Annotated in this window: 19 protein-coding genes; 9 read left to right on the plus strand and 10 right to left on the minus strand. The window is 71.4% G+C overall.

What is annotated here, in order from left to right; translation table 11 throughout:
- Positions 1-170: 170 nt before the first annotated feature.
- Positions 171-1,985: an NHL domain-containing thioredoxin family protein gene (locus ACT2CW_RS03840; protein ID WP_445515476.1), complete on the plus strand. Its 1,815-nt coding sequence runs from the start codon at positions 171-173 to the stop codon at positions 1,983-1,985.
- Positions 1,986-2,029: 44 nt separating this feature from the next.
- Here ACT2CW_RS03840 and ACT2CW_RS03845 read toward each other — a convergent pair whose 3' ends face one another.
- The 5 genes from ACT2CW_RS03845 to ACT2CW_RS03865 all read right to left on the minus strand — a co-directional run bounded on the left by ACT2CW_RS03845 (position 2,030) and on the right by ACT2CW_RS03865 (position 8,701).
- A complete protein-coding gene (locus ACT2CW_RS03845) occupies positions 2,030-2,791 on the minus strand; it encodes a helix-turn-helix domain-containing protein (protein WP_445515477.1) in 762 nt (253 codons plus the stop codon).
- 190 nt (positions 2,792-2,981) lie between these two features.
- Positions 2,982-3,980 carry a hypothetical protein gene (locus ACT2CW_RS03850; protein ID WP_445515478.1) on the minus strand — a complete coding sequence of 333 codons (999 nt, stop codon included), beginning with the start codon at positions 3,978-3,980 and terminating at the stop codon, positions 2,982-2,984.
- 429 nt (positions 3,981-4,409) lie between these two features.
- Positions 4,410-5,102: a DUF4232 domain-containing protein gene (locus ACT2CW_RS03855; protein WP_445515479.1), complete on the minus strand. Its 693-nt coding sequence runs from the start codon at positions 5,100-5,102 to the stop codon at positions 4,410-4,412.
- 337 nt (positions 5,103-5,439) lie between these two features.
- On the minus strand, positions 5,440-7,410 hold the full coding sequence (locus tag ACT2CW_RS03860) for a BTAD domain-containing putative transcriptional regulator (protein WP_445515480.1): 1,971 nt from the start codon (positions 7,408-7,410) through the stop codon (positions 5,440-5,442).
- A gap of 1 nt (position 7,411) precedes the next feature.
- Positions 7,412-8,701, minus strand: a complete 1,290-nt coding sequence (locus ACT2CW_RS03865) for a M18 family aminopeptidase (protein WP_445515481.1) — start codon at positions 8,699-8,701, stop codon at positions 7,412-7,414.
- A gap of 182 nt (positions 8,702-8,883) precedes the next feature.
- Here ACT2CW_RS03865 and ACT2CW_RS03870 point away from each other — a divergent pair, with 182 nt between their 5' ends.
- Positions 8,884-9,639 (plus strand): TNT domain-containing protein, encoded by a 756-nt coding sequence (locus tag ACT2CW_RS03870; protein ID WP_233361931.1) that lies wholly within the window; start codon positions 8,884-8,886, stop codon positions 9,637-9,639.
- Positions 9,640-9,656: 17 nt separating this feature from the next.
- Positions 9,657-10,025 carry a hypothetical protein gene (locus ACT2CW_RS03875; RefSeq protein ID WP_137978759.1) on the plus strand — a complete coding sequence of 123 codons (369 nt, stop codon included), beginning with the start codon at positions 9,657-9,659 and terminating at the stop codon, positions 10,023-10,025.
- A gap of 104 nt (positions 10,026-10,129) precedes the next feature.
- On the opposite strand, the gene ACT2CW_RS03880 is transcribed toward ACT2CW_RS03875, so the two are convergent.
- Positions 10,130-11,956 carry an acyl-CoA dehydrogenase gene (locus tag ACT2CW_RS03880; RefSeq protein ID WP_432044448.1) on the minus strand — a complete coding sequence of 609 codons (1,827 nt, stop codon included), beginning with the start codon at positions 11,954-11,956 and terminating at the stop codon, positions 10,130-10,132.
- Between the two features lie 137 nt (positions 11,957-12,093).
- On the opposite strand from ACT2CW_RS03880, the gene ACT2CW_RS03885 reads away from it, so the two are divergent.
- Positions 12,094-12,588, plus strand: a complete 495-nt coding sequence (locus ACT2CW_RS03885) for an SseB family protein (RefSeq protein WP_020869891.1) — start codon at positions 12,094-12,096, stop codon at positions 12,586-12,588.
- A gap of 120 nt (positions 12,589-12,708) precedes the next feature.
- Complete coding sequence (locus tag ACT2CW_RS03890) at positions 12,709-13,680, plus strand: pirin family protein (protein WP_164434572.1); 972 nt, start codon at positions 12,709-12,711, stop codon at positions 13,678-13,680.
- An 80-nt stretch (positions 13,681-13,760) separates the two neighbouring features.
- On the opposite strand, the gene ACT2CW_RS03895 is transcribed toward ACT2CW_RS03890, so the two are convergent.
- Complete coding sequence (locus ACT2CW_RS03895; protein WP_445515678.1) at positions 13,761-16,250, minus strand: SdrD B-like domain-containing protein; 2,490 nt, start codon at positions 16,248-16,250, stop codon at positions 13,761-13,763.
- 545 nt (positions 16,251-16,795) lie between these two features.
- On the opposite strand from ACT2CW_RS03895, the gene ACT2CW_RS03900 reads away from it, so the two are divergent.
- Positions 16,796-17,518 (plus strand): hypothetical protein, encoded by a 723-nt coding sequence (locus tag ACT2CW_RS03900; protein ID WP_445515679.1) that lies wholly within the window; start codon positions 16,796-16,798, stop codon positions 17,516-17,518.
- Positions 17,519-17,525: 7 nt separating this feature from the next.
- Here ACT2CW_RS03900 and ACT2CW_RS03905 read toward each other — a convergent pair whose 3' ends face one another.
- Positions 17,526-18,869 (minus strand): right-handed parallel beta-helix repeat-containing protein, encoded by a 1,344-nt coding sequence (locus ACT2CW_RS03905; protein WP_445515482.1) that lies wholly within the window; start codon positions 18,867-18,869, stop codon positions 17,526-17,528.
- 67 nt (positions 18,870-18,936) lie between these two features.
- Here ACT2CW_RS03905 and ACT2CW_RS03910 point away from each other — a divergent pair, with 67 nt between their 5' ends.
- Complete coding sequence (locus ACT2CW_RS03910; RefSeq protein ID WP_445515483.1) at positions 18,937-20,088, plus strand: Dyp-type peroxidase; 1,152 nt, start codon at positions 18,937-18,939, stop codon at positions 20,086-20,088.
- A gap of 67 nt (positions 20,089-20,155) precedes the next feature.
- Here ACT2CW_RS03910 and ACT2CW_RS03915 read toward each other — a convergent pair whose 3' ends face one another.
- A complete protein-coding gene (locus tag ACT2CW_RS03915; RefSeq protein ID WP_445515484.1) occupies positions 20,156-22,294 on the minus strand; it encodes an ATP-binding SpoIIE family protein phosphatase in 2,139 nt (712 codons plus the stop codon).
- A gap of 119 nt (positions 22,295-22,413) precedes the next feature.
- Between ACT2CW_RS03915 and aspS the strand changes: the two genes are divergently transcribed.
- Together aspS and ACT2CW_RS03925 are read left to right on the plus strand one after the other, a co-directional pair.
- Positions 22,414-24,210, plus strand: a complete 1,797-nt coding sequence (gene aspS, locus ACT2CW_RS03920; protein ID WP_414084585.1) for an aspartate--tRNA ligase — start codon at positions 22,414-22,416, stop codon at positions 24,208-24,210.
- A 186-nt stretch (positions 24,211-24,396) separates the two neighbouring features.
- The gene (locus tag ACT2CW_RS03925) at positions 24,397-25,347 is read left to right on the plus strand and encodes an intradiol ring-cleavage dioxygenase (RefSeq protein WP_445515485.1); all 951 of its coding nucleotides are present in this window, start codon (positions 24,397-24,399) and stop codon (positions 25,345-25,347) included.
- Between the two features lie 28 nt (positions 25,348-25,375).
- On the opposite strand, the gene ACT2CW_RS03930 is transcribed toward ACT2CW_RS03925, so the two are convergent.
- Positions 25,376-25,777 carry a DNA-binding response regulator gene (locus ACT2CW_RS03930; protein WP_164434561.1) on the minus strand — a complete coding sequence of 134 codons (402 nt, stop codon included), beginning with the start codon at positions 25,775-25,777 and terminating at the stop codon, positions 25,376-25,378.
- Between the last annotated feature and the right edge of the window lie 162 nt (positions 25,778-25,939).

A 25,939-nucleotide genomic window follows, 5' to 3' on the forward strand; every position in this document is an offset into this window, starting at 1 on the left:
CGGGCAGTGCTTTCCGGTCTGATCGTAGGCCCGGATCGGCGGCTCGCGGCCTGCTCGCGATGGTAGTGTGCGCCCGCCCCGGCCTTATCTCCGGACGTACCCGTACGCATCGGTGGAAAGCCGCCGGGGGCGGGGGAATGGCACGACCGGGGCTGCTGTTTCATGGGGACATGGCTTCACGTGCACGCGTCCGCGCCCCCGAGCTGATCGGCCGGGGCGGCTGGCTCAACACCGGCGGTACCGACCTCACCCTCACCGACCTGCGAGGACGCATCGTCATCCTCGACTTCTGGACGTTCTGCTGTGTGAACTGCCTGCATGTCCTGGACGAGCTGCGCGAGCTGGAGGAGAAGCACCGCGACACCGTGGTGATCGTCGGCGTGCACTCGCCGAAGTTCGTCCACGAGGCCGAGCACCAGGCGGTCGTGGACGCGGTCGAGCGGTACGAGGTGCACCACCCGGTCCTCGACGACCCCGAGCTGGCCACCTGGAAGCAGTACGCGGTACGGGCCTGGCCCACCCTCGTCGTCATCGACCCCGAGGGCTATGTGGTCGCCCAGCACGCGGGCGAGGGCCACGCCCACGCCCTGGAGGCCCTGGTGGGGCAGCTGGAGGCCGAGCACGCCGCCAAGGGCACCCTGCGGCGCGGCGACGGCCCGTACGTGCCCCCGGAGCCGGTCCCCACCGAACTCCGCTTCCCCGGCAAGGCGCTGTCGCTGCCCGGCGGCACCTTCCTCGTCTCGGACACCACCCGCCATCAGCTGGTGGAGCTCGCGGCGGACGGCGAGAGCGTGGTGCGGCGGATCGGCGCGGGCGAGCGCGGCCTTACCGATGGCACGAGCGAGCGGGCCCGGTTCAGCGAGCCCCAGGGGCTCGCCATGCTCCCCGACGGCACCGTGGCCGTCGCCGACACCGTGAACCACGCGCTGCGCCGCTTCGACCCGGCCACCGGCGAGGTCACCACGCTCGCCGGGACCGGCCGCCAGTGGTGGCAGGGGTCGCCCACCGAGGGGCCCGCCCCCGAGGTCGACCTGTCCTCCCCCTGGGACGTGGCCTGGTTCGCCGACCGGCTGTGGATCGCCATGGCGGGCGTCCACCAGCTGTGGACCTACGACCCGGAGGCCGGGACCGTACGGGCCGCCGCCGGGACCACCAACGAGGGCCTGGTCGACGGCCCGGCCGAGGAGGCGTGGTTCGCCCAGCCCTCCGGGCTCGCCGCGGCCGGGGACCGGCTGTGGATCGCGGACTCCGAGACCTCCGCGGTGCGCTACGTCGAGCGCGACGGTAAGGGCTTCACGGTCCGTACGGCCGTCGGCACCGGGCTCTTCGACTTCGGCCACCGCGACGGCGCCGCCGATCAGGCGCTGCTCCAGCATCCGCTGGGCGTCACCGCGCTGCCCGACGGCTCGGTGGCGATCTCGGACACCTACAACCACGCGCTGCGCCGCTACGACCCGGCCACCGACGAGGTCTCCACGCTCGCCACCGACCTGCGCGAGCCCTCCGGCGCGGCCCTGGCCGACGGGGACATCGTGGTGGTGGAGTCCGCCCGGCACCGGCTCACCCGGCTGCGGCTGCCCGAGGAGGCCGTAAGGGTCGAGGCGGTGGCCCACCGCACCCAGCGCGCCGCGACCGACATCGCCCCGGGGACCCTCCGCCTCGACGTGGTCTTCCAGGCGCCCGAGGGGCAGAAGCTGGACACCCGCTACGGTCCCTCCACCCGGCTGCTGGTCAGCTCCACCCCGCCGGAGCTGCTGGCCGGGGGCGACGGCGCGGGGACGGATCTGAGCCGGGAGCTCGTCCTTACGGAGGGCGTGACCGAGGGCGTGCTGCATGTCTCGGCCATGGCGGCCTCTTGCGACGACGACCCTATGAACGAGTACCCGGCGTGCCATGTGCACCAGCAGGACTGGGGCGTTCCGGTGCGGATCACCGAGGGCGGCGCGGACCGGCTGCCGCTGGTGCTCGCCGGGATGGACGACTGAGATCTGACGGGCTGATACCGCCCGGCCGCGTTCCTGACCTGCGGTCAGTCGGGGCAGTTGGGCAGCGTGGAGTACTGCACCTGGTCCTGGCGGATCCGGATGCCCGGCACCCACATCCGCTTGCCGTCCTTGGCGACGCGGAACCACATGCTGCTGTGCCCGCCCGCCTCGTCGGTCACCGTGACGCCGTTGGCGATGCGGCAGTCGGCGCGCAGCACATCGCCGTGCCAGGCCCGGCCCACGATGTTCGACGGGCGGTAGGCCTGGTACGGATCCTCGGCCAGGCCCAGGGAGCACTCCCGGACGCGCTTGTGCCGGCAGGTCTCCTCGGCGTTGTAGACGGTGATCCGGGCGTTGCCCAGGGGCGAGGAGCCCGCCGCGCCGCCCGGGGGCGAGCCGTCGTCGGACGACCGTAAGGCGATCACCCCGGCCGTGGCCCCGCCGATGACGACGACCGTGCCCACCGCCGCCAGCGTGAGCCGCAGCCGGCGCCTGGACGGCCGGTCCGGCGCGGACCCCTCCCGGGCCTCGTCCGGGGCCGGCGGGGCGGCGCCCGGCGCCATCGGCCCGTCGGCGGCTTCGGCGGCGGCCTCGGCCTCGGTGGCCCGGTGCAGCAGGGTCACCAGCTCGGGCAGCCGGTCCTCGGCGGTGAAGGAGAGCTTGCCCCACTGGATCAGGAGCCGCTCGTCGGGCAGGCTCTGGCCGCGCAGATAGCGGGAGAGGGAGGACCGGCTCGCGGGCAGCCGCCCCTCCAGTTCCTTCAGGCTGAGTCCCAGTTCGCCGTGCATCCGGCGCAGTGCGGTCACGAATTCCCGTACCGGGCCGGAGAGTTCCTCGGGAAGCGGGGAGAGCGGCTTTCGTCGTGGGTTCTCTGGGCGATTCGGATGCGCTGGCACGTACACCATTGCAGCATGGGGATCATGAACATGCCGAGCGACACGTCCACACCCCCGAGGTGGACGTGCCGCTCGTCACCGGAGCCGGGTCAGGAACGCGTCAGTCCGTGAACTTCAGCGGCCGGTAGGGCTTGTACTCGCTGCCCGGCTCCAGTCCATAGCGACGGGTCGCGTGATCCGTCCCGAAGTCGCCGCGCTGCTCGTAGGAGGTGTACGAGGTGTGGGCGGCGTCGTTCCACTTCTCGAACATCACGACGTGCCGGGTGTTGTTGTCCCCCGAGGCGTCGATCAGCAGGTCGCCGGGCCGGAGGTCGTTGACGGCGATCGGCTTGGTGACGCCGGAGCCGGTGAGGCCCACGGTGTTGGTGCCGGGCGCCTGGAGGCCCAGCGCCATGGAGACATAGCCCGAGCAGTCCTGGCGGTAGCCGTCCTTCCAGATCTTGGCCTGGCTGTAGGGCACCCGGCCGCCGTTGTCGGCGGTCAGCCAGGTGGCGGCCCGCTGGAGCGCCTCCGCGCGGCTGCCGCCGGGCTGCGGCGGCCGCGGCGGCTCACCGCCGCCGTTCCGCACCGGGACGCCGGGGAGCGAGTCCTGCGGGATGTCCACCGCGACGACGGTCACGAAGCCGTTGACCGGCCCGGTGATATGGGCCATGTACGTCGAGCAGGCCCCGTCCTCGCAGACCTTCTTCCCCGTGTCGACCTGGAAGTCGGCGGTGATGCGGTCCTGGCCCGGGGCGGTCTTGTTGAGCATGCCCACGGACGGGGAGCCGGTGTCGGCGGTCTGGTGGACCACCCAGCGGGTGCCCCAGGTGGGGAAGTCGGCGGTGGCCGCGGCCTTGGTGCCGAACTCGCCCGTGGTCGTCTTCAGCTTGAGCGCGGCGCCCCCGCCCTGGTCCGAGCTCTTGGCCGAGGTGTCGCGGCTCGTCGCGCCCTTCTCGGCCACCTTCCCGGCCTTCTCCGCCTTGTTGGTGTCATGGCCCGCGGTGCCGTCCCCGCCCGAGCAGCCCACGAGCCCGGTGGCGCCGATGCCCGCCGCGGCGATCGCGGGGAGCACCTTGCGCAGCAGGGTCCGGCGGTCGCGGCCGATGGAGAGTGTCATCTCTGGATTCCCCCTAGGTGAGGGCGCCGACGGGGTGCCGGCACCGCTCGGTCCAGGCCGCGGCGGCCGTCCGCCGCGGCGACGGGAACCACTCTGGGCCGCGCGGCGGGGTATTCCGGCGGTCGAGCCGTCACGTGGGACGTCCCATCCGGGCCCACCCCTGACGACCTGCCAGAACGCCCACGGAGACGGCCAGGTGCGGGACGCGGAGGGCCGTGCCGTGAGACATGACGAGACGGCCCCCGCCGAAGCGGGGGCCGTCCGGGGCAGGTAGCCGGGGGGAGGCGGCTACCTGTCCGGCTTGGTGGCTCGGAGTCGAGCGGTCACCGGAGCGGAAGGGCGGGGGCGGTCATCGGGTGGGGGTCACCGGATCTGGCCACCGGCCGGGGTCATCGGACAGGGGCGGTCACCAGGTCACCAGATCAGAGGTCACCAGATCAGAGCGTCGGAGGCGTCGCTCTGCCAGTAGCCGACCTCCGCCCCGCGGCCGACCTCCACCGAGTCGCCGGGGAGGTCCACGGCGCGGCGGTCGTCATCGCCGGGGAGGGAGACGGTCAGCCCGGTGGCCTTGACGCCGTCCGCCGGGTCGTCCGCCGCGGAGGTGGTCAGCCCCGCGTAGCCGCTCTCGCCGGGGGCCAGCGTGACGACCGACTGGGGCCGGGTGCCCGCGGCCTCCGGCAGGGCCGTGCCCGTGCCGTCGAACCGCACCGCGGGGAAGCCGGTGAGACGGCAGGTCCCGCCGGACTGGTTGGTGATCTCCAGCAGGAGGTGGCCGACCGGGCGGGGGACGGAGGTGACGCTCACCGACATCGTGTCGAGGCGGCAGGCCCCGGCCTCCCCCTCGGCGTCGCTGTCGGCCCGCAGACCGCCCTGGGCCCCGGCATCGGCCCCGCCCGCCACCGCCTCCTGCGCGGCCCGCTGGGCGCCGTCCTGGAGGCCGTCCTCGTGGGCGGCGGGGACGGCCGGGGCGACGTTCTCCGCCGCGCCGGCCGTCCGTACGCCCGACGCGTCGGCGGTGCCGCACGCCGCGAGGGTGATACCCGCGGCGACGACCGTCAGTCCGGCAGCGACCGAGCGCAGGGTGCCGGCGCGGTGGGCGAGGCGAGCGGTGGTGAGCGGCATGGCGGGTCTCCCCTCAGCGAGCGTTAGGGCGTTCTCCGGAACGGCTCAAGCCTGTCCGGACCGGCTGCCGTTCGGCTGGTGAACGGCTGCCGCCCGCTAACGTCTCGCTAACGCCCCGCTGTTCGCCCTTGTCAGGGCCTGTGCCGCCGTCGGCTACCGCAGCGCGGGAGGAGGCAGGAGGCGAAGGCCTCCTCGGACGCGGCGCTCGCGGGGCCACATCCGCCGGGGCGGTCGGCCACCCCTTCAGGGGGCGACAGCGGGGGCGGCCGTACCGGCCCCCACCCACCGCCGGGAGGCGCCCCTGTGCGCAGCCGGGCGCCCCATTCGACGACGGCCCCTAGGCCCCCTGTGACGGCCCGCCAGGGGACCCGCCGACGGCTCCGCCGGATGCCTCGCCCGGGGAGTCGCGGTCGCTGCCGTCGCCCTGGGCGAAGAGCTTCACCAGATCGCTCATCACGTAGCGGTTGGTGGCCTCCTCGTCCAGCAGGTGCATCTCCGCCAGCCGCTCCAGGGAGTCCTGGATCAGCTCGGGGTCCGCGCCCGACAGCGCGGCCGCCTCGGCGGTGTTGACCTCCCGCGCGAAACCGGCGCCCAGGGCCCGCAGCAGCTGTGCGTCGTCCGCCGACAGCCGGGCCACCGAGTTGCGCAGCGCGGCGGCCACTCCGGTGTCCTCCGCCGACAGCAGCGCGAGCCTGCGGCGCTCGTCGCGCAGCGCGGTGGCCAGCCGGGCCAGCCGCCAGCGCGGCCGGGCCATCAGCTGGGCGGAGGCGGCGCGCAGCGCCAGCGGCAGCCCGTCGCACAGGGCCACCAGCTCCCGCGCGGCCTCCGGGTCCTCGGCGACCCGCGCGGGCCCCAGCAGCGCGCCCAGCAGGCCCACGCCGTCCTCGGTGCCGAGGGCGTGCAGCCGTACCGGCCGGGCGGCGTCGGTGGCGATCAGCCCGTCCAGCCTGCTGCGGCTGGTGACCAGCGTGGCGCTGTGGGGGCCGCCGGGCAGCAGCGGGCGCACCTGGGCGGAGCTGCCCGCGTTGTCCAGCACCACCAGCAGCCGACGGCGGGCGGCCAGCGAGCGGTACAGCGCGGCCGCGGCCTCCGACGAGGTGGGGATCTGCTCGGCCGGAGTGCCGAGGGCCAGCAGGAACTCGCGCAGCACCTCGGCGGGCAGCACCGCCTCGCCGCCGCTGAAGCCGCGCAGATCCGCGAAGAGCCGTCCGTCCGGGAAGGCGGCGGCGTGGACATGGCCCCAGTGGACCGCCAGACCGGTCTTGCCGACCCCGGCGGGCCCGGTGAGCAGCGCGATACCGCCCGCCTGGGGATAGCCGCCGGAGCCGCCCGCGGCCGGTTCCGCGCTGCCCAGGGTGAGCCGGGTCAGCTCGGCCAGCTCCGCGCCCCGGCCGTGGAAGCCCGCCGGGGGCCGGGGGAGCAGCTCGGGTACGGGGGCCGAGGCGGCCGCGGACAGCGGTTGCTGCGGAGTGGCCGCCGGCTGTGCGCCCGGCTGCCCCGCGCCGCCCGGCTGCTGCCCGGCGGCCTCGGCGCCGCCCCGCGGCCCGTCCGCGGCCGGGGCCGCCCGCAGGATCTCCTGGTACGCGGCGCTCAGCCGCTGGCCCGGGTCGACTCCCAGGTCGTCGTCGAGCAGCTGCCGGGTGCGGTGGAACCAGGCGATCGCGTCGGACTGCCGCCCGGAGCGGTACAGCGCCAGCATCAGGGCGGCGATCAGCCCCTCGCGCAGCGGGTTGGCGACGGCGGCGGGGTGCAGGGCGCGCACCGCCTCCTCATACTCGCCCAGGCCCTCGTGGGCCCGCGCCAGAGCCTCCACGGCGCTCAGCCGCCGCTCCTCCAGGGCGTGCGCGGCCGCCGCGAACGGCGGGCTGGCCACGGTCCCGGTGAGCGCCGGGCCGCGCCACAGGCCGAGCGCCTGGCGGAGCAGCTGGACGGCCTCGGCGGGGGCGGACTCCGGCCTGGCCTGGGCGGTCAGCTGGTCGAAGCGCTGGGTGTCGATCAGGGATTCGGGGATGCGCAGCAGATAGGCGGAGCTGTGGGTGGCCAGCTCGACGCCGTGGTCCTCGGCGCCGCCCTCGGCCAGGGCCGCGCGGAGCCGGGAGACATGGCCCTGGATGACGGTCCGGGCGTGGGCGGGCGGCTCGTCCTCCCACAGGCTGGATATCAATTGCTCCACGGAGACCGTCGCGTTGGGCCGCAGCAGCAGCATCGCCAGCACGCTGCGCCGTTTCGCGGGCCCCAGCGGAAGCTCGACGGGTGCTGCTTGCGGCCCCGCGGTGACGGTCACGGGACCCAGCAGGGAGAAGTCCAACTTATGCCCCCAGGAAGGCGTGCAGTGCCTTGGCCAGCAGCCGCGGGTCCTGTGCTCCGCACAGCTCCCGGGCCGAGTGCATGGACAGGATGGCGATGCCGATGTCGACGGTGGCGATGCCGTGCCGGGCCGCGGTGATCGGCCCGATCGTGGTGCCGCACGGCATCGAGTTGTGGGAGACGAAGGTCTGCCAGGGGACGCCGGCGCGCTCGCAGGCGGCGGCGAAGACGGCTCTCCCGGCGCCGTCGGTGGCATATCTCTGATTGACGTTCACCTTCAGGATCGGGCCGCCGTTGGGCCGCGGGTGGTGGCCCGGCTCATGGCGCTCCGCGTAGTTGGGGTGGACCGCGTGGCCGGTGTCGGAGGACAGGCAGACGGTGCCCGCGAAGGCCCGCGCCCGCTCCTCGTACGCCCCGCCGCGGGCGAAGACCGAGCGCTCCAGCACCGTGCCGAGCAGCGGACCGTCGGCGCCGGTGTCGGACTGGCTGCCGTTCTCCTCGTGGTCGAAGGCGGCCAGCACGGGGATGTACGGCGGATCCTGGTGGGCGGCGGCGATGAGCGCGGCCGTACCGGCGTGCACGGAGACAAGGTTGTCCATCCGGGGCCCGGCGATCAGCTCGCGGTCCCGGCCGAGGTAGGCGGGCGGCTCGACGCTGTGGGTCATCAGGTCCCAGCCGGCGATCTCCTCGGCCGCGACCCCGGCCTCCTCGGCGACGAAGTGGATCAGATCGCCCTCCTCGACGCCGCCGAGCCCCCAGATGGGCGTCATATGGCGCTGCTTGTCGAGCTTGAGGCCCTCGGTGTTGACCGATCTGTCGAGGTGCACGGCGAGCTGGGGCACCCGCAGCAACGGCCGGTCGACGCTGACGAGATGGTGGGAGCCGTCCCTGAGGGTGATCCGGCCGGAGAGCCCGAGGTCGCGGTCGAGCCAGGTGTTGAGCAGCGCCCCGCCGTAGATCTCGACGGCGATCTGCCGCCAGCCGTGCGCACCGGTGTCGGGAATGGGCTTCACGCGCAAATTGGGAGAGTCGGTGTGAGCGCCCACAATCCGGTACGGAGTGGCGGCCTCCGCCCCCTCGGGGACGTACCAGGCGATGATCGCGCCACCGCGCAGCACAAACCGTCCACCGGCCGTCCCGTCCCAGGGCGCGGTCTCCTCGATCCGGCGGAACCCGGCCTTCTCCAGCCGCTCCGCGGCGCTCGCCACGGCGTGGTACGGCGACGGGCTGGCGCGGAGGAAGGACATCAGGTCATCGGTGTGGCCGCGGTCGATGCCGGGTTGTGCGCTCATGTGCTCAGCATAGATTCGCCCGGGGTCGGCTCGCCCTGGTGCGGGAGCGGCATCCATCCGTGGGGCCACGTTGATCCAATCTGATGAAAGCACGTCAGCTAAGGCGAGAAGTCGGGCGAATCGGTCGATATTCCCCGTGACCGAGCAACGTCGCACTGAGTCGTAACTCGAGGGGATACCGGATGCGCGTTCTTCGACACCTGCTTGTCGTCCTGGGGTCGCTGCTGCTGCTGTGTGCCGGGGGACCGGCCATGGCCAAGCCCGTCACGGACGTCACCGCGGGGCTGGCCCCCGTGGCGTCTCCGGAGCCGGTGGCGGCGCCCTCACCCGGCCCGCGGCCGGTCGGCGGCGGGGACGGCGAGGGCAAGGGGCACCCTCCCTGTCCCAGCACGAACCGCATCGGGGGGACCAACACCGCACCGAATCCTCCGCTCGACCGCTACTACCAGGGTGACTGGCGGCTCGGACCCGCTCAGCTCCCCCGCTACGGCGCGATCGGGCGCATGCTCGAAGGCTATGAACGACTCGACCACTTCCCCACCGCCTCCTCGTTCCTCAACTGTTACTGGAATGAGCGGACGAACGGCTGGTGGTTCCCGTACCCCGACGGCTGGGTCCTGCTCAACGGGTCGCCCCTGCACACCACGGTCCGGCTGGAAGTCGGCCAGAAGGTCGACTTGTTCGGTAGCGGTTTCGGCCACTTCCTCGCCCCGGCGGGCACGCCCTACGCGGAGCGCGCGCTGCCGCCCAGCAACCTCAACACCCTCGACCCGGCGTATCCGAACGGCTACCACCTCTACGAGGTCACCGAACCCTTCCTGGTCGAGGGCGGTCCCATCCGGCCCTGGTTCGGCCAACCCGGTTTCGGACTCCAGTATCTGACCGGGCCTTCGATCCCCCAACTCGTCGCGGCCGGTAATCTCCGCCCGCTCAACTGAGGGCGGATCCTGGACCGGTGGACAGAACGGAACTCGTCCGGACCCTCCGCGACGAGCAGGTGCCCGACGCGCTGTACGACATCCCGGGAGTGCAGGACATCCCGGTGCAGCCGGACGCGTACTACTACCTGCGGCCCGCGCCGGACGGCGGCTGGGAGACCGGCCTGCGGGAGCGGTCCCTGGACCGGGACACCAGCCGGTTCGCCACCGAGGACGAGGCGTGCCGGGACCTGCTGGAGAAGCTGAGGGCCCGTCCGCGCCCGCCGGAGGGCGGGGGCGAGTCGATCGACGAGCTCCTCGCACAGGGCGAGGAGCTCAGGCGGTGGGCCCGCGAGGAGGTCGAACGGGCGCTGCGGGAGCGGCGGTCCGAGGACGACGAGCGGTGACGACGGCGACGAGCGGTGACGACGTGAACGCGCACAGCCCAGGGGGCCGGCCGCCCCGCTGGAGGATGGGACGGCCGGCCCCCTGGACGCTGTGAGGGAGGCCCCTAGAACGCGGCCTCGTCCAGGTCCATCAGACCCTTGTCGACCGACTCGGCCAGCGAGCGCTGCACCGAGACGCCCGGCAGCACCTCGTGGGCGAAGAACTTCGCGACCGCGATCTTGCCCTCGTAGAAGGACCGGTCCTTGGTGGAGGCGGTGCCCAGCTTCTCGGCGGCCACGGCCGCCCCCTTGAGCAGCAGGTAACCGATGATCACGTCCCCGGAGGCCAGCAGCAGCCGGGTCGAGTTGAGACCGACCTTGTAGATCGAGCTGACGTCCTGCTCGGTGGCGGCCAGGTCGGTGAGCATCGCGCCGACGATCGCCTCCAGGTCCACCGCGGCCTGGGCGAGCTGGTCGCGAGCGGCCTCCAGGTCCTCGCCCCCGGCGGCCTCGGCCAGGAACTTCTTGATCTCCTCCGAGACGACGGTCAGCGCCTGGCCCTGGTCCCGGACGATCTTGCGGAAGAAGTAGTCCTGGCCCTGGATGGCGGTGGTGCCCTCGTAGAGGGTGTCGATCTTGGCGTCCCGGATGTACTGCTCCAGCGGGTACTCCTGGAGGTAGCCGGAGCCGCCGATGGTCTGGAGGGACTGCGCCAGCTGCTCGTACGCCTTCTCCGAGCCGTAGCCCTTGACGATGGGCAGCAGCAGGTCGTTGAGGCGGTTCACCGCGGAGGTGTCCTCGCCCGCGGCCTCCTTGATCAGGATCTCGTCCTGGACCGAGGCGGTGTAGAGCACCAGGGCGCGCAGGCCCTCCGCGTACGCCTTCTGCGTCATCAGCGAGCGGCGCACATCCGGGTGGTGGGTGATGGTCACCCGCGGCGCGGTCTTGTCGGTGAAGGCCGCCAGGTCCGGGCCCTGCACCCGCTCCTTGGCGTACTCCAGCGCGTTGAGGTAGCCGGTGGAGAGGGTGGCCATGGCCTTCGTGCCGACCATCATCCGGGCGAACTCGATGATCTTGAACATCTGGCGGATGCCGTCGTGCTTCTCGCCCAGCAGCCAGCCCTTGGCCGGGTGGTCGGCGCCGAAGGTCAGCTCGCAGGTGTTGGAGACCCGCAGACCCATCTTGTGCTCGACATTGGTGGCGTACACGCCGTTGCGCTCGCCGAGCTCGCCGGTCTCCCAGTCGAAGTCGTACTTGGGGACGATGAACAGCGACAGCCCCTTGGTGCCGGGCCCCGCGCCCTCGGGGCGGGCCAGCACGAAGTGGATGATGTTGTCCGAGAGGTCGTGCTCACCGGAGGTGATGAACCGCTTCACACCCTCGATGTGCCAGCTGCCGTCCTCCTGCTGGGTCGCCTTGGTGCGGCCCGCGCCGACGTCGGAGCCGGCGTCCGGCTCGGTCAGCACCATGGTGGAGCCCCACTGCTTGTCCACCATCAGCCGAGCGATCTTCAGCTGCTCCTCGGTGCCCTCGTCGTGGAGCACCCCCGCGAAGGCCGGGCCCGAGGCGTACATCCAGATCGGGGCGTTCGAGCCGAGGATGGTCTCGGCCGAGCCCCACAGCAGCGAGCGGGGGCAGGCGGTGCCGCCGAGCGACTCCGGGACGCCCAGCCGCCACCACTCGGCCTCCATATAGGCCCGGTAGCTCTTCTTGAACGACTCGGGGAGCGGCGCCGTGTGGGTCTTGGGGTCAAAGACGGGCGGGTTCCGGTCGGAGTCGGCGTAGCTTTCGGCCAGCTCGTGCTCGGAGAGCCGGGATATCTCGGCCAGCACGCTCTTGGCGGTGTCGACGTCCATCTCCGCGAACGGTCCGGTGCCATACACCGTGTCGCGCCCGAGCACCTCGAAGAGGTTGAACTCGATGTCGCGGAGATTCGACTTGTAGTGCCCCATGGCGACGGCTCCGTAGGGATCGGGAGGCCAGGACCTCTGCGTTGACGCGTATCAGATCAGCTGATGCCATGATGCTACCCGTGGGTAATAAAGGGCAACCCTCAACCGGGTAACTGTGACTCAGTACGCTTCTGCGCATGTACGGCTACGACCAGAACGCGAGCGCAGGGCAGGGCTACGCCGCCCCGCCACCTCCGCCGCAACAGCAGCCGCATGCGTCACATCACGCGGCGGGTGCGGGGTACGGCCAGCAGCCGCTCTACCCGGAGCCCTCCCCGCCGTCGCTCGCCGACGCGGTGCGGGCCTTCACCACCGGATCGATGTCGGCCGAGGACTTCCAGCAGATCTTCGCCGGGTCGAAGGTCTACTGCCCGCGCGGTGACAACCCCGGCTTCCTGGCGCTGCACAACACCCAGCAGCCGGTGATCCCCATGTTCACCTCGCTCAAGGAGCTGCGGAGGTACGCGGGCAAGGAGTCCAAATACTTCGTGATCACCGGCGCCGAGGTGATCGACCTGCTGCCCACCGGCTATGGCTTCGTCCTCGACATGGAGGGCGAGCACCGGATCGTCTTCGACGCGAAGGCGGTGGAGCAGATGGTGGACTTCGCGATGCGCCGTATGTACGGCTAGATCCACATACGTCCGGATATCACCGGTCGCCTCGTAGGGCGCTCGGGTGGAAATAAATGCCCTCTTGCGGGTCGTTCACCGTTCAATTAAGTTGAATGGTGAACGACCGAGGAGGCCGTCATGCCCGCAGTGACCGTAGAGAACCCGCTGACCCTGCCGCGCGTCGCGGCACCCGCCGAGGCACGACAGCGCCCCGTGCTCGCCGTCACGACCGCTCCCAGCGGTTTCGAGGGTGAGGGCTTCCCGGTGCGCCGGGCCTTCGCCGGAATCGACTACAAGCACCTCGACCCGTTCATCATGATGGACCAGATGGGTGAGGTGGAGTACGCGCCGGGCGAGCCCAAGGGCACCCCCTGGCACCCCCACCGCGGCTTCGAGACCGTCACGTACATCATCGACGGCATCTTCGACCACCAGGACTCGCAGGGCGGTGGCGGGACGATCACCAACGGTGACACCCAGTGGATGACGGCCGGCTCCGGCCTCCTCCACATCGAGGCCCCGCCGGAGTCCCTGGTCGTGTCGGGCGGCCTCTTCCACGGCCTCCAGCTGTGGGTGAACCTCCCGGCCAAGGACAAGATGATGCCGCCGCGCTACCAGGACATCCGCGGTGGCCAGGTCCAGCTGCTGACCTCCCCGGACGGCGGCGCGCTGCTGCGCGTCATCGCCGGTGAGCTGGACGGCCACGCCGGTCCCGGGATCACCCACACCCCGATCACGATGGTGCATGCCACGCTCGCTCCGGGTGCGGAGATCACCCTGCCCTGGCGCGAGGACTTCAACGGCCTCGCGTATGTGCTCGCGGGCCGCGGTGCGGTCGGCGCGGAGCGGCGTCCGGTCCACCTGGGCCAGACCGCCGTCTTCGGGGCCGGTTCCGCGCTGACCGTGCGCGCGGACGAGAAGCAGGACGCGAGCACGCCGGACCTGGAGGTCGTACTGCTCGGCGGGCGGCCCATCCGTGAGCCGATGGCGCATTACGGGCCGTTCGTGATGAACACCAGGGCCGAGCTTCAGCAGGCGTTCGAGGACTTCCAGAAGGGCCGTCTGGGGACCATTCCGGCGGTGCACGGGATGTCCGAGGGCGGAATGTAGGGCTCGCCGGGACCGCGTGAGTCCGCCCGCCCGCGCTGCGATGGCGCGGGCGGGCGGATTACCCGTCTTTCCCTGATGACTCAGTGTTGCCCGGCGCGACGCTTCCGGGTCACGAACGCGGCTGCCGTGCCCGCACCGGCCAGCAGGGCACTGAGGGAGATGATCCTCAGCAGGCCGGACGTACCCGTGTTGGCCAGCGAACCGCCGCCTCCGTCAGTCCCGGAGCCTCCGCTTGTCCCGGAGCCTCCGCCTCCGCTGGTCCCCGAGCCTCCGCCTGTCCCCGAGCCTCCGCCTGTCCCGGAGCCTCCGCCGGACTGGGGGCCTGGCTCGTTGGGCGGCTCAGAGGTGGGCGGCTGCGACGACGGAGTCGGCGTCGGCTTAGGGTTCGGCGGTGTCTTCTTGGGGATGTACACACCGGCGTCGATCGTGTGATCGACCTCTCCCGGCTTGTCCGGTGCCGTGACGGGTGCGCGTCCGTTGCACAGCTGCCCGGTCCTCGGCGGGGTCACATTCGAGTCATGTGCCCGGTTGTCACCGGCCCGCGGGAGCGTGAACCGCAGCCTGGTGGCCGGTGGCTGATTCGGCACCTTGTCGGTGTCCGCGGTGCACACGTCGAACTGCACCGTGTACTTCGCACCCGGCTTCAGCTCATACGCGGCGCCGACGCCACCGAAGTAGTACTCGCCGACGGCATCGGTCTTGGTCGTGGCGACCTGCTTGCCATCGGCGTCCAGCAGATTGACCGTCGCGTCCGGCAGCGGCACCTCATTGGCACCCTCGGGATCCTGGATCCCATTGTGGTCGCCGTCGAACCACACCCGGTTGCCGATCTGGATCGGCGCGTTCGCCGCCTCGTAGGCGATATCGCCGAGCCCACCGGCCTTGCCGAACCCGCCTTGTTCCCGGCTGACGAACTGGAACCCGTTGGCGGTCGGGTTGTTGCCCGGGCCCTGGCCGGTGGTGATGTTGTGGTACCCGGTCCCTGAGGTCGCGACGTCGGCGACCGGGTCGAACTCCGTGCTGACCACCCACTGCTGCTGCGGGATATAGGCCACCGACCCCAGCGCGGTCTCCTGGTGCGCGTTGGCGTAGGTGTCGCCCGGGAAGTATTCGACGACATCGGCGGGCTGGCCGCCACTGTTGGCGGGGGTGGCGTGGTTGGGGCAGCTCCCGGTGCCTTCCCACTGGTATTCACCGGTGGGAGTGGCGCAGACCATGGTGATGTCACCACCGGACATGCCGTTTTCCGCCGTGTCGTTCCCCGGGCGGGGGTCCAGCCCTCCCCAACTGAGCACGTCCATGAACCGGTCGCGGAAACCCAGGATCATCGAGCCGTCGCGGGCGAAGGCGAGGGAGGTCAGCTCCGGCTGCGGATCGATGAAGACGTTGCCCGCCTTCCGGTCGTCCCATGTGTCCAGGCTGGTGTTCCACGGGTTCCAGTGGGTGGCCTGGTCGCCGGAACCGAAGACGCTGCCGCGCTTGTCCGTGAGCTGGTGGCTCAGCACCTCGGTGAACCGCTCACCGTCGTAGGTGTAGACGACGGCTTTCAGGTCTTCGCGCTTCTGTGTGCTCTCCGCGCTGCACACGCCGCCGACGTACAGCGTGTTGTTGTGGACCTGGAGTCCGAACGGCCGCCAGTCGCCGGGGCTCGCGCAGCCCGGGTCCGGGATGCGCACCGTCGCCTTGGGCGCGGACGCGGTGGCCCCGGTCGCGTCGAAGCTGACCAGGCGCCGGGTCAGCAGGTTCACCGCGTACAGCGTCGAGCCGTCCTCGGACAGGGCCAGTCCGCCGATGCTCTCCTTGCCCGGCGCGTTGGTGAACCCGGCGTCCTTGATCAGGTTGTTGGTGTCGTGCGGCGTCACAGTGGCGCCCGGCACCTTCGCGAACAGGGTCGGCGCGCCTCCGCCGTCGGTCGGCGTGGTGTAGATCGCGTCACCGCCCTCCGGCCCGTACGAGGTGTACCGCCGGGCGAACGCGCCCTGGAAGATCCGCTGCCGGTCCTTGTCGTAGGCCAGTGCGAACGTGGTGCCCACCTGGGCCTGTGTGTTGAGCACGGTCGGGCACGCCGTATCGCCAGGACACGTACCTCGTTTGTCCGTCGGGAACGCCACCAGTGCCCGGGTGTCCTGCCCGCCGGCACCATTCTGGACCGGTACGAAATATCGCGAGTCCGGCAGTGCGTAGTCGGCCGGGTTCCAGACCCCGGAAATCACCGAGTCGTCCTTGCCGTCCGACACGTTCACGAACGTCGTGAAGCTGTCGAAGTGGTTTTCCGCCGTCGAGGCCGGTGCCGCCTGAAGGTACTTGTTGTACGGCGCCGGGATGGTGACGTCGACGCGGTACTGGCCGCCGGTCAGTTCGGTCGACTTCGAGACCACCACCTTTCCGGTGGCATCCGTGGTGCCGGAGACCCGATGGCCGGCCGGGTCCGACACCTTGACCTTCATGCCCCGCTGCGGCACGTCCATGGTCGTATTGATCACGCCGGTGCCGAAGAAATCCCGCAGGACCTGAACCGTCAGGGTGCCGTCGCCAGTTGAGGCGGTGGCCGTCCCGGCCGTCGCGCCCATGGTGCTGCCCAACAGTACGAAAGTGCAGAGGCCCACTCGTACCAGTGGACCCGTACGCTTCCCGGCTGTCCGGCGTAACCTTCCACATACTCTTCGCACAGCCATCACTCTCCCCTCGTGATGTGAACCGACCACCCGTTCCCGGCCGTGTATCCGCTTCCCGGTCCCGGGTGACACGTCGGTCATGAAAAGGGCCCACCGCTGTTTCGGTGGGCCCGGTCGTTCTTGGTCGTCCTGGCGGATGTGGCGAATTCAGGGACTCGGGAGTGCCATTCCGAGACGAGCCGCATTTGGCCTCGCTTCCCACACGGAAACAGCACAAGAGTCTGAATTGTCATCCTGAACCGCCCCATCAGCAGCGATACTGTAGCGGGTGTGACCCAAGATCGGGGGGAGAGCAGGGAATGAATAAGCGGAACGGGTTAGCAATGCGCCGGGTACGGAGTCTGAAAATCAGACACGTTTTCTCCCGGCGCGCGGCCGGTCAGCGCCGATGGCTGCGGCCACGTTGGATCGCGGTCGTCATCGGCGGTGTGGCCGTCGCGGTGGCCACGTTCCTGATCGTCGACAGCGGCTCCGGCCCCACCGGTCCCAGGGAGTTGACCTCGGATCAGGCGGGCCGTCTGGCGGTCACGCGGTTCCACAACTACCAGGCGGGCGGGCGCGCCCTGACGATCGACGTGCCGGGCACCGCCGGTGGGCTGACCGTCACCGGATCCATCGACTACCGCCGCAAGGTCGGCTACGGCGTGGTGCACGGCACCGGGCGCGATACGTCCGGCAATGGGCTGATCCAGTGGACGGCCACCACCGTGTTCGTCCACCCGATGGCGAACGCCCCGGCGAAGGCACCGGCACGGCCGCCGGGTTCGGGCTGGTACAGCCGTCCGCTGCAAAGGTACGGCAGCTCGCTGGACAGTTCGCTGGCCATCGCGCTGAAGCTCGGGAGTGACCGGCCGGACAACGCCGAACTGCTGCCGCAGAACGGTGCCGCCTGGGTGGGACGGGACCGGTTGGACGGCCACCAGGTGGACATCATGACCGGGCCGAGCGCCCGTGCCACGTCCGGTCCGGCGGAGACGTCCGGTCCGGCGGAGACGTCCGGTTCGGCGGGCGCGGATGCCGTGCGCTACTGGATCGGCTCGGACGGCACCATGTACCGGGTCCGCGTCGGCGTGGCTTCCGCGGCGCGGCCGGTGGTCATCGATTTCGACACCCAGAAGTACGTTCCGGTGCGGCCGGCACCCGGAGTCACCCCGGCGCGGTAGCCGCCGCTCAGGACGTCCGCACCCGCGCGCCCGCTGCCAGCAGTGACGCCGACGGCAGCCGGAAGTCCGCCGTGTCCGGCAGCGCCGGAACGGCCGGAACGGCGGTGGCGCCCGTGGTGGTGGCCTTCGGGAACTGCGGCTGTGGCTTGGGCGCCGCCACATCGGTGAACGGGATACCGCCAGGTGCCGTCGGCTTCGCCCATGTGCCGGACGGCGAGGACGACCGGGCGGGACGCGGGCAGGACGCGGTTGTCGCGAGCCGGGCGGGCACCGTCTTCCGCAGCTCGTTGCCGCGCAGGCAGTTGCCCCGCCCCTTCGTCGCGGTGGGGAACGTCCAGCCGACGTCAACGCTGTTGGCGGCGAAGGCGTTGTCCAGGATCCGGTTGCCGTTCGGCGGTATGTCGGCGGTCGCGGTGATCACCACCCCGGCGTTGCTGTTGCCGGTGATCCGGTTGCGGATGAACTGGTTGTCGGTGCCGCCGTCGACGCCGATGCCGATGCCCCACCCGCCGTCGGCCTGTTCGGGGGTGGCCGCCTGCTGGTTGGCCGCGATCAGGTTGCCCGCGATGACGGCGTCCCGCTGCGGGAGCAGCTTCTCCTGGTGGTCGGAGTTGGTGGTGAGCCCGACCCGGTTGCCGACAAAGCGGTTACCGGTCACATACATGCCGCCACTGGCATTGGTGCCTTCGTAACCGACCGCGTTGAGTTCCGCGATGTTGTCCCGCACCACGATGCGACAGGGCTTGCACTGTCCGACATAGATCCCCGAGTCGGCCGAGCCCGAGGTGTACGAGTGCTCGATGACACCGTTCTGCGCGGAGAACGCGTAGATGCCGTACAGCCCGTTGCGGGTCGCGGTCACATGGGAGACCAGGAACGATTTCAGGAAGGTGACGGGCTCGTCGCCGGTGTCGTAGCCGCCGGACTGCCCCGGCGCTCCGGCGGCCGCCTTCGCCGAACCGGTGACCAGGACCCCGTTCTGCGTGTTGTTCCGCACGGTCAGGTTCTCCACGGCCACCCCGGGAGCGGCGACGACGATGCCGTTCGGCTGCCGTAAGCGCCCGTCGATGACGACCTTGTCCCGGGACTCGCCGCGAAGAGTGATGCGAGCCTTCGTGATCTTCACCGACTCGTGGTACGTGCCCGGCGCGACCAGCACGAGATCGCCGGGCCGGGCCAGGGACACCGCGGCCGAGATCGTCGGGGCGTCACCCGGCACGTTGATCGTCACATGCTCACCGGACGGTCGTCGGCCGTCGTCCGGGCCGTCGTCGTCCGCGCCGCAGCCGACCAGTACGGGTGCCAATGTGCCGAGTACCGCGGCCATCAGGCGAAGACGGAGACGAGGCATGGCCTCATCCTGGCACGGACGCCGACGACGTCGCAGTCACCGATATGGATATGGCACAGTTCACACTGTGCGTCCAGCCGACTCCCGCCCGTCACGCCGCGCCTTCCTCGGTGCCACCGGCACCGTGACCGCCGTCGGCCTCTCCGCCGGGTGCCAATCGAGTTCCGCCCCGCCGGACCGGGACGATGCCCCCGCGCCGACCCCGCCGGTGTCACCAACGGGCCGGTACCAGGCGGGCATCACGCTTCCGCGGCCGGCCCAGCGGAACCTGCTGGCCGTGGTGGCCGACCTCGTCGACACCGGGTCCGTCCGTCCGTTGCTGGCCGGACTCGGCGAGGCCATCCGCACCCTCACCGCGGGGACCGACGCACGGCTGATGGGCCTGGAGCCGGGCGATCTGACCGTGACGATCGGGGTGGGCCCCCGGCTGGTGCGCGAGGTCGATCCCGCCCTGCCCGGCGCGAAGGACCTCCCGCGGTTCTCCCGCGAGCGGATCGCCTCCCGGGCACGCGGCGGCGATCTGCTGATACAGATCTGCGCCGACGACGCCCTGCTGATACCGATCGTGGCCGCCGCGCTTCTGGAGCGGGCCGGTGACCGGATACGGGAACGCTGGCGGCAGTCCGGAGTCCGTGGTGCGAACGTGCCGGTGGCTCGGGGCCGTGCCGCGCCACGGAACCTCTTCGGCTTCGTCGACGGCATCGTGGGCCCCCATACGAGGGCCGAACAAGAACGCGACCTGTGGTTGGCCGGGCCGACTCCGGTCGCCGGCGGCACTCTCGCCGTCCTGCGACGCATGGAACTCGACCTGCCGCGGTTCGCCAAGCTGTCCGTCGCCGAACAGGAAGCGGTCTTCGGCCGCCGCCGGGCCAGTGGCGTGCCCCTCTCCGGTGGCACCATCGCCTCGGGCCCGGACCTCGGCGCCAAAACGCCGGACGGACGCTATCTCGTCCCGGCGGATGCCCACGCCCGCAGGGCGCACGCCACCGCGGTCGGCGTCGGCCTCATGCTCCGCCGCTCCTACAGCATCGACGCACCCGCACCCGGCCTGCTCTTCATGAGCTTCCAGAACGACATACGGACGTTCACCAACACCCTCACCCGGATGGACAATTCCGACGCCCTGCTGGAATTCACGACCACGACCGCCAGTGCGACCTTCCTGATACTCCCCGGATTCGACGAGGAGCACCCGCTCGGTTCCCGGCTCTTCCGCTGAAGCGCTTCGCTGGAAGTGCCCTGATCTGTCGTCGGCCGACTGCGGCGCTGGACTTCAGCGAGGCCGCTCAGGCCGAGTCCTCCGGCCCCGCCTCGTACAGCTCGTACCAGATGCATTTGCCGTCGCCGCGCGGATCCACCCCCCAGTTGTCGGCCAGCAGCTCCATCAGCAGCAGCCCGCGCCCTGAGGAGGCCAGCTCGCCCGGGCGGCGGCGGTGCGGCAGCTCGTCGCTGCCGTCGGCGACGTCCAGCCGCAGCCGCCGGGACCCGTGCCGCCCGCTGACCTCGGCCACCAGCAGGGCGTCCCCGTCGGTGTGCACCAGCACGTTGGTGACCATCTCGGAGAGCATCAGCACCGCCGACTCCACCTGGTCCGGGTCCGCCCAGTCGTGCAGCATGTCGCGCAGCTGCTGCCGGGCACCCGCTATCCGCTCCGGCTCGGCCTGCGCGACCGTGACCGCCGTACGCCGCACCGGCGCCGAACCGGGCCCGACCAGGCACACCTCCGCCTCCCGGCGGATCAGCAGCAGCGCTATGTCGTCCTCGCGCCGGTCCGCGAGCGGCCCGGTGGTGTGGTGGGACGGCGGCCCGTGCACCGCCTGCACCAGGGAGTCGGCCAGGACCTCGAGGTCGTCCGAGTCGAGCCCGCCGGGGCCGGTGGCCTGGACGACGGGCCGCTCGAAGACCTTGCGGATCCGGTGCCAGCCGGTCTCCAGGTCGTGCCCGCCGGTCTCGATCAGCCCGTCGGTGCACATCAGCAGCGTCTCGCCGGGCTCCAGCACCACCCGGGTGGTCGGATAGTCGGTGTCCGGGTCGATGCCCAGCGGCAGCCCGCCCGCCGTGGGCCGGAGCATCATCGTGCCGTCGGCCAGCCGGACCGCCGGGTCGGGGTGGCCCGCCCGGGCGATGTCCAGGGTGCCCGCCACCGGGTCCACCTCCATGTAGAGGCAGGTGGCGAACCTCGGGTCGGAGCGGCCGTCCGGGCCCTCGGGCCCGGCGAGACCGGCCAGGAAGCGGGAGGCGCGGGAGAGCACCGCGTCGGGGTGGTGCCCCTCGGAGGCGTACGCCCGGACCGCGATCCTCAGCTGCCCCATGATCCCCGCGGCGCGCACATCGTGGCCCTGCACATCGCCGATCACCAGCGCCGTGCGCCCCGAGGGCAGCCCGATCACGTCGTACCAGTCGCCGCCGACCTGGAGTCCGCCGCCGGTGGGCACATAGCGCGCGGCCACCGTCAGCCCCGGGATGTCGGGCTTGCTGGCGGGCAGCATCGAGCGCTGGAGCCCGTCCGCCAGCTCCCGCTCGGTCTCCTGGAGCGCGGTGCGGGACAGCGCCTGGGCCAGCATCCGGGCGATCGTGGTCAGCACCGAGCGCTCATCGGGCGAGAACGACACCGGATGGGCGAATCCGGCCATCCACGCGCCGATGGTGCGGCCCGCGACGATCAGCGGCAGAAATGCCCAGGACCGGCGTTTACGGGGGCGGCCCGGCGACCACGCGGCCGGAAACCGGCCGCGGTACTCCTCCGGTGTGGGCAGATAGACCGCCCGGCCGGTGCGCACCACCTCCGCCGCCGGATGGTCGGTGCCCAGCGCGATGTCGTGCAGTGGACGGTCGGTGCCCGCCCGCGGCCCGTGGTGGCCGATCACCGAGATCCGCTCGCCCTCGACGCCGAAGACCGCGAGCCCGTCCGGGGAGAAGCCCGGCATGGACAGCCCCGCCGCCACCCGCAGCACCTCGGCGGTGGACATCGCCTCCGCCAGCGCCCGCCCCGCGTCCAGCAGGAACGCCTCGCGGTTGCGGCGCCAGTCGCCGGTGATCGGCGGGCCGCCGGCCGAGGTGCCCGGCAGCGGGTCCGGGACCTCCTGGAGGGTGCCGAGCAGGTAGTAGCCGTCGTCGCTGCCGCCGCGCGCTATCGGCCGGGAGCGGGTGCGCACGGTCCGCAGTACGGTGCCCTTCTCGTCCACGATGCGCAGCCGGGCCTCGGCCAGGGTGCCCTCGGCCACCGCGAGCTGGACTATCGCCTTGACCTCCAGCCAGTCCGCGGGGTGGAAGCAGGCGCGGGCGGCGGCCTCGGGGAGGGTGACGGCCTCGGCGGGAAGGCCCACCAGCCGGGCGGCCTCGGCGTCATAGGTGACGGCGCCCGAGACACTGTCCCAGCGCCATAGGCCGGTCGCTATGGCGGCCAGCAGGTCCTCGGTGCGCATTGCACTACCTTATGGGGATTTGCCAACCGCTTACCAGTGAGGGTCGCGGCGCCGGTAGGCTTGGCCGGAAGCTTCCCGAGGGTACGTACGCCTCCCGATCGACACGACTTGGATGAATGATGCATCGGTACCGGTCCCACACGTGTGGTCAGCTCCGCGCCGCTGACGTCGGCACCGACGTCCGGCTCTCCGGATGGCTCCACAACCGACGGAACCTGGGCGGCATCCTCTTCATCGATCTCCGCGACCACTATGGCCTGGTCCAGCTGGTGGTGCGACCCGACACCCCCGCCAACGAGGCCCTGAGCTCCATCAGCAAGGAGACCGTCGTCCGGGTGGACGGCCGGGTCATCGAGCGCGGCGCGGACAACGTCAACCCCGAGCTGCCGACCGGCGAGATCGAGGTCGAGGTCTCGGACGTCGAGGTGCTCGGCGCCGCCGACCCGCTGCCCTTCACCGTCTTCCCCGAGGACGGGGTCGGCGAGGAGCGGCGGCTGGAGTACCGCTTCCTGGACCTCCGCCGCGAGCGCATGCACCGCAACATCATGCTGCGCTCCGCCGTCATCTCCGCCATCCGGCAGAAGATGACCGCGCAGGGCTTCAACGAGCTGGCGACCCCGATCCTGTCCGCGACCTCCCCCGAGGGCGCCCGGGACTTCCTGGTCCCCTCCCGGCTGCACGCGGGCAAGTTCTACGCGCTGCCGCAGGCCCCGCAGCAGTTCAAGCAGCTGCTGATGATCGCGGGCTTCGACCGCTACTTCCAGATCGCGCCCTGTTTCCGCGACGAGGACGCCCGCGCCGACCGCTCGCCGGGCGAGTTCTACCAGCTCGACGTCGAGATGAGCTTCGTCGAGCAGGAGGACGTCTTCGGCGTCATCGAGAAGGTCATGACCGAGCTCTTCGAGGAGTTCGGCGGCGGCCGCCATGTGACCTCGCCGTTCCTGCGGATCCCGTTCCGCGAGGCCATGCTCAAGTACGGCTCGGACAAGCCGGATCTGCGGGCCCGGCTGGAGCTGCGGGACGTCAGCCACATCTTCGAGGGCTCCGGCTTCAAGGCGTTCGCGGACAAGCACGTGCGCGCGCTGGCCGTGCCGGACACCGCCGAGCAGCCACGGAAGTTCTTCGACCAGCTCGGTGAGTTCGCCGTCGAGCAGGGCGCCAAGGGGCTGGCCTGGGTCCGGATCGGCGAGGACTCCAAGCTGACCGGCCCGATCGCGAAGTTCCTCACCGAGGAGGACGTCGAGAAGCTGATCGCCGAGGTGGAGGGCAAGCCCGGCACGTCGATCTTCTTCGGCGCGGGCGACTTCGACGAGGTCTCCAAGATCATGGGCGCGGTGCGGGTCGAGGCCGCCAAGCGGGCCGGCCACTTCGAGGAGAACGTCTTCCGCTTCTGCTGGATCGTGGACTTCCCGATGTTCGAGCGGAACGAGGACACCGGGCAGATCGAGTTCTCCCACAACCCCTTCTCCATGCCGCAGGGCGGTCTGGAGGCGCTGGAGACCAAGGACCCGCTGGACATCCTCGCGTGGCAGTACGACATCGTCTGCAACGGCGTGGAGCTGTCCTCCGGCGCGATCCGGAACCACGAGCCGGACGTCATGTACAAGGCGTTCGAGATCGCGGGCTACACCCGGGACGAGGTCGAGCGTGAGTTCGGCGGCATGCTGCGCGCGTTCCACTTCGGCGCCCCGCCGCACGGCGGTATCGCCCCCGGCGTGGACCGCATCGTGATGCTGCTGGCCGACGAGCCCAACATCCGCGAGACCATCGCCTTCCCGCTCAACGGCAACGCGCAGGACCTGCTGATGGGCGCGCCCAGCGAGGTGGACGACGCCCGGCTGCGCGAGCTGCACCTGTCGCTGCGTAAGCCGCCGCAGGTCAAGCAGGCCGAGAAGGCTGAGAAGCCCGCCGAGTAGGCGGCGGCCGGACGAGATCCACGCCCACGGGGCGGGGGCGTGCCGAACGGCGCGCCCCCGCCCCGCGTGTGTGTGCGGGGTGCGTGTGTGCCGGGGTGGCGGGGGTGGCCGAATGCCGTGCTTCGCACAGCCATTCACAGCCCGCACCCATGGGGCTGCCAGGTTGCCTCCCTACTGTCCCGGCCCATGACCGAACAGCAGAGCAGCAACGGCCTCGAGCCGCAGCCCCAGCGGGACATGACGAGGCGACGGGTCGTGGTGGCGGGCGGCGCGGCGGTCGCGGCGGCGGGCCTGGGAGCGGCCGTCGCCACCACCGCGTCCGCGGGCGAGACCTCCGCGTCCACCTCCTCCGCCACTCCCTCGGCCTCCGCGTCCTCCGCGTCCTCCCCGTCCGGCGAGGTCTGCTACCGGCTCACCTCGGAGACCACCGAGGGGCCGTACTACATCGATGCCGACAAGATCAGAAAGGACATCACCGAGGGCAAGGAGGGCATTCCCCTGACCCTCCGCCTCAAAGTGATCGACTCCGACAGCTGCAAACCCGTGGCGAAGGCCGCCGTCGACATCTGGCACTGCGACGCGCTGGGCCTCTACTCGGGCTACGAGAGCTCCAGCAGCGGTGGCGGCACCCCGCCCACCGGCACCCCGCCGACCGGGACCCCGCCCACCGACGCCCCGACGGGCGCCCCGACCGGTGCCCCGCCCGGTGGCGGCCACCAGGAGCCGACCGACGACAAGCGGTATCTGCGCGGCACCCAGCTGACCGACCGGCACGGCTTCGTCGAGTTCACCACGGTCTTCCCCGGCTGGTACCGGGGCCGCTGTGTGCACATCCACACCAAGGTGCACATCGGCGGCAAGCTCACGGACGACGGCTACGAGGGCGGCCACACCTGCCACACCGGTCAGCTCTTCTTCGCCGAGGAGGCGGTGCTCGACTCGGCGAAGGTGGCCCCGTACAACACCAGCACCACCGAGCGCACCACCCTCGACGAGGACGGGATCTACCCGGGCAATGGTGCGCAGGGCGGGCTGCTGAAGTTGAGGTACCGCAAGGGAAAGATCGAGAAGGGCGTCGTCGGCAGCCTCACGCTGGGGGGCGACCCCGAAGCGACCCACGACGGCACGGACCTCTGAGGCCCTGGGGCCGTCCGAAGCCCTGGAGTCACAGCCTCCGGTCCACGCCGCACGGTGTGCCCCGGTCCGCGCGGGCGGCCCGGTGCACGGCGCGCAGCAGCCGCTTCGGCGTGGTCCGGTGCTGCCATAAGACGGCCCGGACGCCGTACTCCATCACCGCCATCAGCTCCGTCTCCCGGAGCTCGCCCGCGATCAGCACCACCCGCTGCCGGCCGCCCCGCACGAGTCGGCGCAGCTCCGCCCCGGCGCGGTCGTCGAGGCGCTCGGCGAGCATGACGGCGACGGCGCCGCGGGGCTCGTCGCCGAACGGGCATGGCCGGTCGACCAGCTCGACGCTGGGCTGATGCTGTAGATGACGCACGACCCCGGCCCGGCTGAGCGGGTCGGGGCCGTGGACCGTGACCGTCACCGTGACACGCGCGTCCGGCACTGTGTTCCTCGATTTCCCGGTGGCTATGGACTCCACAGGGTCATCGAAGGGGCTAAACGAACGGTTGCCGCGCGATCAACACGTTCGTGGGGGGCTTGCGCGGCGTCGGCGGATGCTGACGCCTGCGGCGGGCTGCTCCCCTACCCGCCCCTTCCCACAACT

Source organism: Streptomyces sp. NEAU-174, from assembly GCF_052665095.1.

Bases quoted from the DNA above. Each gene is read 5' to 3' on its own strand.
- ACT2CW_RS03840 (WP_445515476.1), top strand. From the start codon at position 171: ATGGCTTCACGTGCACGCGTCCGCGCCCCCGAGCTGATCGGCCGGGGC.
- ACT2CW_RS03850 (WP_445515478.1), bottom strand. From the start codon at position 3,980: ATGACACTCTCCATCGGCCGCGACCGCCGGACCCTGCTGCGCAAGGTG.
- ACT2CW_RS03855 (WP_445515479.1), bottom strand. From the start codon at position 5,102: ATGCCGCTCACCACCGCTCGCCTCGCCCACCGCGCCGGCACCCTGCGC.
- ACT2CW_RS03865 (WP_445515481.1), bottom strand. From the start codon at position 8,701: ATGAGCGCACAACCCGGCATCGACCGCGGCCACACCGATGACCTGATG.
- ACT2CW_RS03870 (WP_233361931.1), top strand. From the start codon at position 8,884: ATGCGCGTTCTTCGACACCTGCTTGTCGTCCTGGGGTCGCTGCTGCTG.
- ACT2CW_RS03880 (WP_432044448.1), bottom strand. From the start codon at position 11,956: ATGGGGCACTACAAGTCGAATCTCCGCGACATCGAGTTCAACCTCTTC.
- ACT2CW_RS03885 (WP_020869891.1), top strand. From the start codon at position 12,094: ATGTACGGCTACGACCAGAACGCGAGCGCAGGGCAGGGCTACGCCGCC.
- ACT2CW_RS03890 (WP_164434572.1), top strand. From the start codon at position 12,709: ATGCCCGCAGTGACCGTAGAGAACCCGCTGACCCTGCCGCGCGTCGCG.
- ACT2CW_RS03895 (WP_445515678.1), bottom strand. From the start codon at position 16,250: ATGGGCGCGACGGCCGGGACGGCCACCGCCTCAACTGGCGACGGCACC.
- ACT2CW_RS03905 (WP_445515482.1), bottom strand. From the start codon at position 18,869: ATGCCTCGTCTCCGTCTTCGCCTGATGGCCGCGGTACTCGGCACATTG.
- ACT2CW_RS03915 (WP_445515484.1), bottom strand. From the start codon at position 22,294: ATGCGCACCGAGGACCTGCTGGCCGCCATAGCGACCGGCCTATGGCGC.
- aspS (WP_414084585.1), top strand. From the start codon at position 22,414: ATGCATCGGTACCGGTCCCACACGTGTGGTCAGCTCCGCGCCGCTGAC.
- ACT2CW_RS03925 (WP_445515485.1), top strand. From the start codon at position 24,397: ATGACCGAACAGCAGAGCAGCAACGGCCTCGAGCCGCAGCCCCAGCGG.